We start from the raw sequence: 12,216 nt of genomic DNA on the forward strand, positions 1-12,216 counted from the left end.
TTGGAAAAGAAATGATTGGCCGGGCTCCTTAGAGACGCATATTTGCGGCGGCGCGTTGATTTCCTTTGCGAAGAAAGCACTAGCCGCACAGCCCGCAAGCCCTCAGACGTCTTACCCCTGCCTCCTATGTCCTCTCCTATTGCTACTGGCCTGCTGGCCTACGGTATGTCAGGGCGCGTATTCCACGCTCCTTTCCTGACGGCCCCCAACTTCCGGCTGCAGGCCGTGGTAGAGCGCACCCGCAAGGAAGCCGCGTCCCGCTACCCCGAGGTGCGCAGCTACGACAGTGTGGCCGAACTGCTGGCGGATGAGGCGCTGGAACTGGTCGTCGTGAACACGCCCAACGACACCCACTTTGACCTGGCCCGGCAGGCCCTGCAGGCTGGTAAGCACGTGCTGCTGGAAAAACCCGTTACGGCTACCCTGGCGGAACTGGACGAGCTGTTGGCCCTGGCTGCCGAGCAGGGCAAGCAGCTGCTGGCCTACCAAAACCGCCGCTGGGATGCCGACTTCCAGCTGGTGCGGCAAGTGGTGGAAAGCGGGCGGCTGGGCCAGCTCACGGAGGCGCACTTTCGCTTCGACCGTTACAAGCCCGGCCTCAACCCCAAGGTGTTCAAAGAAGACCCCACCGTGCCCGCTAGCGGCTTCCACTTCGACCTGGGCGCCCACGTGCTGGACGAGGCCCTGAGCTTGTTTGGCCGCCCTCAGCACGTACACGTAGCGCAGGCCAGTCAGCGGCCAGGCTCCCGCGTAGTCGATTATTTCCTTGCCCACCTCACCTACCCCGCCGGCCTGCAGGTGTTTGTAACGGTGAGCTTGCTGGCTGCCGCGCCGGTGCCCGCCTACGTGCTGCACGGCACGCAGGGCTCCTTCCAGAAGCGGCGCGCCGACGTGCAGGAAGCCCAGCTAGCGGCTGGCATGCGCCCAACGGATGCGGCCTATGGGTGGGAACCGGCCGAGGCCGCCGGACAGCTCACGATGGTTGAGGCCGATGGGCAGTTTTCCCACGCCACGCTGGAGGCCCCGCGCGGCAACTACTCTGGTCTGTTTGAGGCGGTGTACCAGACTATCCGCCACGGCCAGCCCTACCCCGTCCGGCCCGAGGAGCTGCGCTGGCAACTGGAGATTCTGGAGCAGGCCGCCGCAAGGCCAGCGAAGTAAGCTTCACCAAAGCAAAAAACGGTGCCAGGGCTTTGGTGAGTGCACGTGATGCTTACTTGATGTACTGGGCCAGCGTGGCCTGCAGGGCTTCGCCTTTCAGGTTGACCGCCACAATCTTGCCCGCGGGGTCAATCAGGTAGTTCTGTGGAATACCGCGCACGGCGTAGCTGCGGGCCGCGGCATTTTCCCACCCGCGCAGGTCCGATACCTGGGTCCAGGTCAGCTTATCGTCGGCAATGGCTTTCACCCACTTGGCGCGGTCCTTCTCACTATCGAGCGACACGCCCAATACCTCGAAGTTACGGCCCTTGTAGGCCGCGTAGGCGCGGGCCACGGTGGGGTTTTCCTGGCGGCAAGGGCCACACCACGAGGCCCAGAAGTCCACCAGCACATACTTGCCCCGGTAGTCGCGCAATGACACGGTTTTGCCATCCGGAGTTTGCTGGGTGAAGTCCGGGGCCGTGGCGCCGATGGCTACGGCTTTCAGCCCTTCCACCAGTTGACCATACTCCCGGCCCTGGGCTGTGTTTCTGAGTGCCGGGCTAAGGGCGGCATAAAGCGGGCCCACGGTGGCATACTGCGGCAAATCCAGCATCTGCATTCCCAGCAGCGCATCCAGGCTAACGAGTGAGTTTGGGTTAGCTTTAATAAAGGCGTAGTTGGCCGTGGCAATCTGCTTATAGAAGGCTTCAAAGCGGGACTTCAGCTTCTCCGTGAAGGCTGGGTCCTGCCGTTGCTGCTCGGTAGCCTGCTGGATTTCGGCCCCAAAGGCCTGCATAGCGCTAATAATGGGCTTCAGGGAAGCATCGAGTCGCGCGTAGTCCTTGTTCAGTGGCCCCCCGGCAATGGTGGCGTGGGTGAGCGAATCGGGACTGGTGACCAACACCGGATTGGCCTCCAGGTACACGCGCGTACGGTCGCCCGGCTGTCCATACAAACTGCCCAGCCGGCCGTTGCGCCGCATAATCAGCTCGGCCATACCAGGCGCTTCGGTGGTGCCTTTCAGCTCGAATACTCCATTTTTAATCGTAGCAGAGTCCGTGACGGTCATTCCTCGCAGCAAATACACCTTGGCCGGGGCGCTCAGCGGACCTAGCTTGCCTTTGATGGTGAACGAAGTGGCTGATTGCGCAGATGCCAGCCCCGGCGCAGCCAGCAGCAGGGCGAGTAGATACTTTTGCATAGGAATAGAAACGAAGTGAATGGAGCTACTGCCGTTGGCGCATTGGCTCCAGTAGGCAGCCGGGCCAAGTAACGCATAAAACGCTGCGACTAATATGGCGGATTGTGTGTTAGCCTGATAGAGCGGCAGATAAGTCCGCAGGCAGCCCAACCGTATCTACCAAGCCTGCACGTGCGTCCACATGCAAATCCCTGTATCTTTGTTGCAGACCACCGGCGCCTTTCGGGGCTGTTTTAGCTGGTCTGGCCGCACCGGCTGCTTTCCGCTCCTCCACCGTGCGCCGCTGCAAGCTGACCAGAGACTCAGGGTCAGCCATTTATCATCCTAATTCTCGCTGAACCTTGACGTTTCACGAATTCAACCTTCACGACGACCTGCTGGCTGGCATTGATGCCATGAACTACCAGCAGGCCACGCCCATCCAAGAGCAGGCTATTCCCAAGATTCTCGACGGCAAAGACCTGATTGCCTGCGCCCAGACCGGCACCGGCAAAACGGCGGCTTACCTGCTGCCCCTGCTCGATAAGATTTCCCACGCCAAGCACGGCACCACCAGCACCCTGGTATTGGTGCCCACCCGCGAGCTGGCCACCCAGATTGACGAGCAGGTGACGGGCTTTGGCTACTTTGTGGAAGCCAGCTCCATTGCCATCTATGGCGGCGGCAAAAGCGAAAACTGGGAGCAGCAGAAGCGCGCCCTTACCTCCGGGGCCGACATCATCATTGCCACGCCCGGCCGCCTCATTGCCCACATGCAAATGGGCTACGTGAAGTTCGAGGACCTGAAGTATCTGGTGCTCGACGAAGCCGACAAGATGATGGACATGGGCTTCTCCGATGACATCCTGAACATTGTGCGCCAGCTGCCCAAGCACCGCCAGACGCTGCTGTTCTCGGCCACCATGCCCAACAAAATCCGCGACTTCTCCCAGCAGATTCTGCAAAGCCCCGAGGAAATCCGTCTGGCCGTAAGCAAGCCCGCCGCCGGCATCGACCAGCAGTTCTTCATGGCCTTCGACCGCCAGAAGATTTACCTGCTGGAGCACATCATCAAAACCCAGGATGTGCAGAGCATGGTGCTGTTTACGAGCCAGAAAGCGGCCGTGGCCGGCATTGTACGGGCCGTGAATAAGCTGGGCGTGGAGGCCCGCGGCATCAGCTCCGACCGTACCCAGGAAGAGCGCGAGGAAATCATGCGCGCCTTCAAAAACAAGCAGTTCCCCATTCTGGTAGCCACCGACGTACTCAGCCGCGGCATTGACATCGACTCCCTCAGCCACGTGGTGAACTACGATATTCCGCGCGCCGCCGAAGATTACGTGCACCGTATTGGGCGCACCGCCCGCGCCGCCACCAAAGGCACGGCCATCACCTTCATCAGCGACCAGGATCAGGACCGTGTGCTCAAGATTGAGAAGCTCATTGAGCGCGAAATCGAGAAGCAGAACATTACCGAAAGCCTGGGCCTGGGCGAAGCGCCCGAGTTTGACCCCAAACGCTTCAGCGGCCTGCGGGGCAAAATTGGTGGTCGGCCCGAGCGGGGCGGCCGCTCCGGCGGCAGTGGTGGCAGCGGCGGGCGTGACCGGGGGCCTCGCCCCGAAGGAGGCCGCGGGCCCCGCGGGGAAGGTGGCCGCTCCGGCGGCCGGGGCGAAAAAGGCTCCCGCCCCGAGCGGGGCGACAAGCCTGACGCCGACCAGCAGGCCCGCATTGCCCGTGCCGAGGCGGCACTAGCGGCTCTCGACGCCGGCCAGGCCCCTGCCCAACCCTACCAGCGCCCCCCGCGTGAGCCCCGCCCCGAAGGCGAACGGAAAGAAAGCACCGGCCAGGCCCGTCCACCGCGTGAGCCGCGTGCACCCCGCCCACCCCGTCCCGAAGGCGAAGCTGCCGGGACACAACCACGCGCCGAAGGTGAGCCAGCCGGCGAAGGCCAGCGCCGCCGCAAGCGCGGGGGCCGCAACCGCAAGCGCACCGACCGGCCGGCGGGCAGCAGCCCCGAAGCAACGCAGTCGGCCCCGGCTGCCCCAAGCGCCGAGTAATACTCAGTCTTTAAAAAGCCCTGCTTATTTAAACGGGCAGGGCTTTTTTTATGAGCCAGTCAGCCCGGGTAGCTCAGACTTCGCAGATAAGAAAACACCTTCCCCGCAGAGCAGAGAAGGTGTTTGCGGGTTTAACCTACCTAAGATTTCCCGGATTATCTTACCAGTAGCAGGCGCTGGGTATGCATCTTTCCGTCGAGGCGCAGGCGGCAGGTATACACGCCGGCACCCAAATTTCGGGCGGCCAAGGCTACCTCATATGCCTGGCCTTGCTCCGCTAAGCCATCATACAGCGTAGCCACCAGCTGGCCCAGCGCATTGTACACCTGAACCTGGGCCTGGGCTTTCTGCATGGAGCGGAAACGAATGGTTGTACGCTCGTTGAAGGGATTTGGATACGCCGTAAATACCTGCTCTAATGTGGGTTGAGCAGCACGTAAGGCGGAAGAGCGGCTTTCGGCCTGCCCGGCGTTGCACCCGCCAAGCTGGTCCTGGTGCCCGGTAAGGTGTTGAGCCACGGCATTGGCCGCCACGCACAGTTCCTGCCCTTTGTGGCACACTAGCACTTTATCGTTGTTGTTGCCGCAGCGGGCATCTACTACCGTGAGGGTCACACTCGCGGTAGCCGTGCAGCCATAGCGGTTGGTGGCGGTAACAGTGAGCGGATAAGTACCGGGCTTCGTAGCCGTGAAAACGGGCTGGGCCACGGTGGTGTTGCTCAAGCCTTCAGTAGGGCTCCATTGGTAGCTGCTGCCCCCACTAGCTGTCAGCGTTACGCTCTGGGGGCCATAGCCGAGATATAGCGTAGTGGCTACGCCGCCGGTGTAGGTGGTATTGTTTGGCGTAACGGTAATTGCAGCAACCGGCAGCTCGCCGGTAACCGTGACGGTGGCGGGAGCCTGAGCCTGGTTGCCACTGGCGTCGCGCGCAGTCAGCATTACCCGGTTGGGGCCTAGGTTGGCACAGGTGAAGGTGGCGGGCTCCACGCTCAGGGTCTGGATTCCACAGGCATCACTTGAGCCATTGTCAATATCGGCACCAGAAATGGTGGCCACGCCGTTTACCAGTTGTACGCTGATGTTCCTGGTGGCGGCCGTCGGTGCTAGCTGATCCAGCACGGTTACCACGGCAGTAGCGGTAGCTACGTTGCCGTTGGCGTCGGTTACGCTGAGCACCACAGAATTTGGGCCCAGGTTTGCGCAGCCGAAAATGGTCTGACTGGCTTTCAGGGAAGCTATACCATAGGCATCCCGGCTGCCATTGTCGAGGTCGGCGGCAGCAATGGTAGCCTAGCCCTGGGCATTCAGGACCACAGTTAGGTCCTTGGCCAGCGCCAAGGGTGGCACTTTATCTTCGACCACAAACGACCACAGGTCCCCGGCCGCTACCACGCCGCCCGTGTTGCTGTCTACACGCCAGAAATACTGCCCCAGAGCACTTGTTTCGGGCAAAGTATACGTGGTGGAGGTGAGGCCGGTAGCCTGCACGCGCAAGTCGGCGGGTGAGGTGCCCAGCAACAGATTGTAGGTAGTGGCCGAGCCATTCCACTGCAGGGTGCCACTCTCGGGGCTCACTCCATTCGTCGGGGCCGGAGCCGTAGCCGCCGCCAGCGTGGTGTTGGCACTGGTAATGTACCAGCGCTGGCACAGGGCTCCGTTCTGGTCCCAGAGCGCCAACTGCGTGCCCGCCGTGGTAGAGGCGGCCGGCACTTCAATCACCCGCGTCCCGGTCAGGGAAGTCATCAGATAGGCCCCATCGGCCGTGCGCTCAATCTTAAATTTCTGGCAGTTGTTGTTCAGGTAGGGCCAGAGCTGCAGCTTGGCCCCATTGCCTGCGTTGCAGTTCACCACGTCGGCGGCCAGGCCGCCCTGGGCATTGGTAATCTTGTAGGTGCCGTCGCCAACGGGCGTAAAATCCCATTTCTGACACGTGAGGTTGTTGTATTGGCCCTGGGCAATGGCTTGGCCCTGCACCCCGGTGCAGCCCCAGGCATCCCACGACAACCCGCTGTTCTGGTTGGTGACGCGGTAGCGCCCCGCCGCCACCCAGTCGCGCGTCACGAAGGGCCAGCCATCCACGGAGCTGATGCCCATATTAGCAATGTCGAGCTTGGCATTGCCATTGTCGTTTCGGTCGTAGTAGTGCAGGGAAACGAAGTTGGTGCCGTTTTCGCGCAGCAGGCCAAAGTGACCGGGGCCTACGTACTTGCCCGAAGTGGCCAGCAGCCGGGTGCCACCATTGCTGCGCAGGTCTACGTTGCTTTTATCTACGTAAGGCCCGTTGATGTTGGTGGAGCGGCCCATTACCAGGAAGTAGGTACTATTTACTCCTTGGCAGCAGGCTCCACGGTTCACCACCAGGTAGTAGTAGTTGCCTTCTTTGAACAGATAGGGCGCCTCCCAGGAAGCCCGGTTTCCACCGGCCACGTGTACAATGGGGGCTCCTGCTTTTCTCAGGCCGGTGGCTGCATCTAGTTCTACGACGCCAATTCCGCCGGAAAACGAGCCGTAGGTCATATATACCCGGCCATTACTGTCCTTGAGCAAGGCCGGATCAATGGCGTTAATATCCGTCTGGGTGGCAGAAGAAACCACCATCCCCAGATCGGTCCATTTGTAGTAGGGAGAGTTTTGGTCCAGCGTAGGGCTGGTAGCTACCCCAATGGCCGAGCGGGGCGACCCAAACGTGGAGCAGGAGTAGTAGAGGTAGTACTTCCCGTTCATGTACAGCACGTCCGGGGCCCAGAAGGTCCCGTCGAACCCCGGTACTGCCTGGTTGATCCAGGTGGGCCAGGTGCCAATGGGGAACACCGTTTTGGGTGCACTTTGCCAGCGGAACAGGTCGGTGGAATAGGCCGCATAAATCCCGGCACCCGTGGTAAACATCCAGTACTTGTTGCCGTCTTTTACGAGGGTTGACGGGTCGTGGGAGCCGTAAGCACCATCCAGCGCTGCTACCCGGCCCGCCAGGCCCAGTACCAGCAGCCACAGCAATACTCCCCTGCTGGCCATACGCCACCAAGCAGATAGATTTGCAGGAGTCAGCTGGCCGGAACTGTGTTGGTTAGCCAGGCCATTTGTTGCATTGAGTTTTGGGGGTTGAAGTACAAGCTGCATCATGAGAAAAATATGTGGGAATTGGAAAAAGATGAACACAATCGATTGTGAGAATACAGAAAGCTCGATTCACAATCGATTGTGTATTGCTTCAAGTAGTAAGGACTAGGACAGAAAAGACAGTTGAGAGTGGTAGGCGGCTGGCTGGTTTATTATGCGCCGGGTAAGGTAGAGCTTAGCGCCAAGGCCTTCGCACTTCGTAAAGTAATGGAAGTTATTGGTAAGAGCCTATATCCTCGCTCTTTAATGAGGGTTATAACATTTTGGCCTGTCGCACCAAGTCTCCTGCATAGGCTCCTCAACACGGGCCTGAAACACCCGCAGCAACGGCCGTTTGCGCATGAAAAAGCCGCTTCTATTGCAGTAGAAGCGGCTCGGTACGCGGCACTCACCCAAAATTCAACTAGATACTCATCGTCACAATTCCGTGGGCGGGACAAGTGGTACGAGCCGCCTTGCCATCAATCAGCAATTGAAAATCTACTGCCTTGTCTCCCTTGTTCATGGCCACGACGGCAATGTTGCCATCGGTATTCAGAAAGGCCGTGGCTTGCAGCTGCCCGCTAAACGAGGAGCATACGATGCGCTTGGCCCCGGGCCGCACGAACTTCGAGAAGTGCCCAATGTAGTAGAAGGAGTTCATGTAGTGCACGTCGCCCGTGCGGGTGTCGGCAATGATGGGGGCGTAGCAGTAGTTCTGCACGTGGTTGGGCCCACCCTTCTCGTCCAGAATCATGTTCCAGTCCGTCCAGCCATCCGACCAGTTGTTCAGGTCCTGGATGATGGACTCGCCGTACTTCTCGCCCCATTGCCACTCCTTGATGCGGCTGAAATCGAAGGGGTACAGGCAGCCCTCCGTGAACAGCAGGTGCTTATCGGGCCAGGCATCGTGGACCTGCTGCACGTTCTCGTAGTTGTCATCCATGTACCAGTGAAAGGCGGTGCCCCACACGTACTGGGCCGTTTCGGGGTCGTTGAGGGCGGCCGCGGCGCGCTGCACCATGGGCCCGCGGTTGTGGTCCCAGATCATGAGCTTGAGCCGGTCAAGGCCGGAGCGCCGCAGCTCGGGCCCTAAGAAGTTCTTTACAAAGCTGGCTTCCTCGTCGGCCGTGTAAATACACGACTCCCAGGTTTGCACCGCCAGGGGCTCGTTTTGCACTGTGAGGCCCCAAATAGGCACGCCAGCTTTTTCGTATTCCTTAACGAAGCGTGAGTAATAGCGGGCCCAGGCCCGGCGGTGTTCGGGGCGCAGCTTGCCCCCCTGCAGCATGTTGTCGTTGGTTTTCATCCAGGCCGGGGGGCTCCAGGGCGAGGCATACATGGTAATGGCGCCGCCGGCGGTTTTCAGGGCTTCGCGGATGAAGGGCAGCCGGAACTTCTCGTCGTGGGCCAGGGAAAAGCTGGTTAGGGCCGTGTCGCCCGGCGCAACGTACGTGTACATGTCGCTGCTGAAGTCGCAGCTGTTGATGTGCGTGCGCCCCAGAGAGTAGCCGATGCCTTTACTCTTATCGAAGTAGGCGCTAAGAATTTCCTGCTGCTTGGCTTTGGGGAGCTTATAAAATGTTTCAGCGGAAGCATCGGTGAAAGCCCCGCCAATGCCCACGATGGTCTGAAACGTGCGGCGGTAATCTACGAACAGCGTGGCCACGTTCTCGCCGGGCTGGCCGCTGGGCTCGAAGCTTACCGGAGCTTTGCGGGCCAGCCGGTCGTTGGTGTTTTGGGCCGTTACGTATACTTCGGCCTGCCGCACGTTGGGCGTAGGACCCGTGTAGGCAGTTGCGGTGGAACTAGTGGTTTTGGCCAGTTGGGGGCTACAGGCCACCAGCGCGGCCCCAAGTCCCAGGGTAGTCAGGAAAAAACGGGTAGAAAACATAGGCAGGAGGATTAACCGTCACGCCCCAAGGCGAGAGCAGCTAAAGCAAGAGCGGTGAGGCGGGAAAACAGGCTAATACACTTCCAGCTGACGGGTATAGGCGTTGTTGTCTTCCAGCCATTCCTTCAGCTTCTTGTCGGAGTCGATGGTGGCTTGCACGGAGAGCTTGCCGACTGCCGGGGCCTTCCAGGTGCTTTGAGTAGCCGGCAGCAGCATGGCCTGGCCCGGCTGCAGCGTCACGCTGGTACCCGGCGCGCTGGCCACAGTGGCATTGTTGACGGAGAAGCTCAGGTTCAGCTTCTGCCCGGTTACCGGCGCATTGCCGAGGTTGCGCACCAAGGCATAGAAGCGTACTTGCTCCCCAGCCTTGGGGAAGCGCGGCAGGCTGAATACCTCGGTTACTTTCAGGTCGGGCCGGGGGGCACCGCTTTTCAGCGTCAGGTCCTGAGTTAGGGGCAGCCGGTCGGAGGCGCCCCCGACGCGCACGGTATAGCGGCCGGCATTTACCTGGTAGGCTTTCTGCTGCTCGTTCCAGCGGTAAAAGTCCTCGGCGGTGAGCTGGAACGTAACCGTTTTCTTTTCGCCCGGGGCCAGCGCCACGCGCTCAAAGCCTTTCAGCTCCTTTTTTGGAATCCATACCGGCGAGTTGTGCGTGGTCAGGTAGAGCTGGGTTACTTCATCGCCGGCCATTTTGCCGGTGTTCTGCACGTCTACCATCACCTGCACCGGGGCACCAGCTACCAGGGAATTGCTGGCTGTGCGGAGGTTGGTGTACTGGAAGGAGGTGTAGCTGAGCCCAGCCCCGAAGGCAAACTCCGGCGTCAGGGCTTTCTCATCAAACCACCGGTAGCCATTGCCGAAGTCGTCGGTGAAATCGTCGTTCCATTCCGGTAGCTGGGCGTCGGCGGTGGGCATAGTCACGGGCATGCGGCCCGCGGGGTTATAGTCGCCGAACAACACGTCGGCCAGGGCTGTACCGGCTTCCTGCCCAGCGTAGAACGAGTACAGCAGGCCTTTGGTAGCCGGTAGACTTTCGTGCATCGACACGACGCCCCCGCTTTGCAGCACCACCACCAGATTCGGATTGACCCGGGCCAGGGCCCGAATCAGCTGCTGCTGCATGCCGGGCAACGTGGTGGAGTTGTTTACCCGGTCGCTGCCGCCGTTGTACCCCTCCCCTTCCTGGGTCAGGTCGAGGCCGCCGGCAAACACCACGACATCGGCTTGGCGGGCCAACTCCGTAGCGGCGCGGAAGCCTGTGGTATCGATACTATTAATGTCGCAGCCTTTGGCGTAGTACACCTTGGTGGCGCCGAGTTTGGTGTCGAGGCCTTGCTTGAGGCTCACGGCGTAGGCCGGCGTCGTCTCGCTGCTGCCAAAGCAGTTCAGGTTCGACTGATCGGCATTGGGGCCGATAACGGCAATGTGCTTAACTGCAGCTTTGCTGAACGGCAGAATGTTGCCCGTGTTCTTCAGCAGCACAATGGACTCACGCGCGCCTTGCAGGGCCACTTCCTTGTGCGCTGCGGTGTTAGCCGATTGCGCCGGCGAAGAGGTAGGGTAGAAATCCAGCATCCCGGCCATGATCTTGGTGCGCAGTACATTGCGCACGGCCGCATCGATTACGCTCATGGGCACTTTGCCGCTGGCGACCAGCCCGGGCAGATCCTTCTGATAGTCGTCGGAGCCCATGCAGATGTCGTTGCCAGCCACAATGGCTTTTTGGCTGTCATGTACCGCATCCCAGTCCGATACCACGTAGAACGGAAAGCCCCAGCGCTGGCGCAGCACCGTATTCATCAGGTACGGGCTTTCGGCTGCGTGCTCCCCGTTGATGAGGTTGTAAGATGACATCACGCTCAGCGGCCCGCCTTCCTGCACGGCCATGCGGAAGTTGTAGCCAAACTGCTCCATCACGCCGCGGTCGGTGAAAATCTGGTTGCGGGTGTGGCGCGTGCTCTGCTTGCCTTCAATCATGAAGTGCTTGGCCGTGGCTATAACCGGAGTGGTTTGGATGCCGCGGATGGTATAGCCGCTCAGCTGCCCGATGAGAAAAGGGTCTTCGCCCCCGGCTTCGGCATTGCGGCCGGCGCGCGGGTCCTGCACGATGTCGAGGCAGGGCCCTAACTGCTGATGCTTGCCGTACGCCCAGAACTCCTCACCCATGGCTTGCCCAAGGCGGTAAGCCAAGGCCCGGTCCCAGGTAGACGCCACGGCCATGCCCGTGGGGAAAGACGAGGCCCGCTCGAAGCGCACCCCATGGGGGCCATCGTCCATCACAAAGCCCGGTACTTTCAGCCGGTCGTTGGTGGGCGTGGTCATAAATCCGTTGTTGTAAAGCTGGGCCAGCTTTTCTTCCGTGCTCATCTGCTTGAGCAGGGCCTCCACGCGGGCATCGGCGGTGGACGGCAGTTGCTGGGCTTGCGCCGGGCCGTAGCTCAACAGGCCAAGAGAGAATACAAACGCCGCACGACGAAACGACTCTAGAAAATTCAGCATAAATCAGTGGGGTGGAACGCTTAGCTGCCGCTCATCGAAATGACGGCCACATCAGGCAGAGAAGACAATAGAAGAGGTGCTGTGCCCCGGCGTTAGGCCGTTCTGACGTGTCCTTTCAGGCCGTACCAGAGAATGTAGGCGTAGCAAAGCACGGGCAGCAGCAGGGCCAGGCGCAGGGAGCTGGCGTCGGCCACGGCCCCGAAGAGCATGGGCACCAGGGCTCCCCCCACGATGGCCACGTTCAGCAGGCCCGAGGCTTCCTCCGTGTGGCGCCCCAGCCCGGCCACGGCCAGCGTGAAGATGGTGGCAAACATGATCGAGTTCATCAGCCCCACGGCCAGCAGGCTC

7 protein-coding genes and 1 pseudogene are annotated in these 12,216 nt (G+C 60.7%); 2 read left to right on the top strand and 6 right to left on the bottom strand.

Annotated elements, in window-relative coordinates; all coding sequences use genetic code 11:
- Positions 1-126 precede the first annotated feature (126 nt).
- Positions 127-1,161: a Gfo/Idh/MocA family oxidoreductase gene (locus FY528_RS15390; RefSeq protein ID WP_149071920.1), complete on the top strand. Its 1,035-nt coding sequence runs from the start codon at positions 127-129 to the stop codon at positions 1,159-1,161.
- 52 nt (positions 1,162-1,213) lie between these two features.
- Here the strand turns inward: FY528_RS15390 and FY528_RS15395 are convergent, their stop codons facing one another.
- A complete protein-coding gene (locus FY528_RS15395; protein WP_149071921.1) occupies positions 1,214-2,344 on the bottom strand; it encodes a TlpA disulfide reductase family protein in 1,131 nt (376 codons plus the stop codon).
- 395 nt (positions 2,345-2,739) lie between these two features.
- On the opposite strand from FY528_RS15395, the gene FY528_RS15400 reads away from it, so the two are divergent.
- Complete coding sequence (locus tag FY528_RS15400) at positions 2,740-4,380, top strand: DEAD/DEAH box helicase (protein ID WP_262384020.1); 1,641 nt, start codon at positions 2,740-2,742, stop codon at positions 4,378-4,380.
- A 155-nt stretch (positions 4,381-4,535) separates the two neighbouring features.
- Here the strand turns inward: FY528_RS15400 and FY528_RS15405 are convergent, their stop codons facing one another.
- The 5 genes and pseudogenes from FY528_RS15405 to FY528_RS15425 form a co-directional block, all read right to left on the bottom strand.
- Positions 4,536-5,558 (bottom strand): T9SS type A sorting domain-containing protein, encoded by a 1,023-nt coding sequence (locus FY528_RS15405; RefSeq protein WP_149071923.1) that lies wholly within the window; start codon positions 5,556-5,558, stop codon positions 4,536-4,538.
- Positions 5,559-5,669: 111 nt separating this feature from the next.
- On the bottom strand, positions 5,670-7,391 hold the full coding sequence (locus tag FY528_RS15410) for a family 43 glycosylhydrolase (protein WP_149071924.1): 1,722 nt from the start codon (positions 7,389-7,391) through the stop codon (positions 5,670-5,672).
- Positions 7,392-7,899: 508 nt separating this feature from the next.
- The gene (locus FY528_RS15415) at positions 7,900-9,369 is read right to left on the bottom strand and encodes a glycoside hydrolase family 30 protein (protein WP_149071925.1); all 1,470 of its coding nucleotides are present in this window, start codon (positions 9,367-9,369) and stop codon (positions 7,900-7,902) included.
- 72 nt (positions 9,370-9,441) lie between these two features.
- Positions 9,442-11,868, bottom strand: a complete 2,427-nt coding sequence (locus tag FY528_RS15420) for a glycoside hydrolase family 3 C-terminal domain-containing protein (RefSeq protein WP_149071926.1) — start codon at positions 11,866-11,868, stop codon at positions 9,442-9,444.
- A gap of 92 nt (positions 11,869-11,960) precedes the next feature.
- A pseudogene (locus FY528_RS15425) lies at positions 11,961-12,216 on the bottom strand (sugar MFS transporter); the annotation flags it as partial.

The organism is Hymenobacter lutimineralis (assembly GCF_008271285.1).
GTDB classification, from domain to species: Bacteria; Bacteroidota; Bacteroidia; order Cytophagales; family Hymenobacteraceae; genus Hymenobacter; species Hymenobacter lutimineralis.

Bases quoted from the DNA above. Each gene is read 5' to 3' on its own strand.
- FY528_RS15390 (WP_149071920.1), top strand. From the start codon at position 127: ATGTCCTCTCCTATTGCTACTGGCCTGCTGGCCTACGGTATGTCAGGG.
- FY528_RS15420 (WP_149071926.1), bottom strand. From the start codon at position 11,868: ATGCTGAATTTTCTAGAGTCGTTTCGTCGTGCGGCGTTTGTATTCTCT.
- FY528_RS15400 (WP_262384020.1), top strand. From the start codon at position 2,740: ATGAACTACCAGCAGGCCACGCCCATCCAAGAGCAGGCTATTCCCAAG.
- FY528_RS15395 (WP_149071921.1), bottom strand. From the start codon at position 2,344: ATGCAAAAGTATCTACTCGCCCTGCTGCTGGCTGCGCCGGGGCTGGCA.
- FY528_RS15415 (WP_149071925.1), bottom strand. From the start codon at position 9,369: ATGTTTTCTACCCGTTTTTTCCTGACTACCCTGGGACTTGGGGCCGCG.
- FY528_RS15410 (WP_149071924.1), bottom strand. From the start codon at position 7,391: ATGGCCAGCAGGGGAGTATTGCTGTGGCTGCTGGTACTGGGCCTGGCG.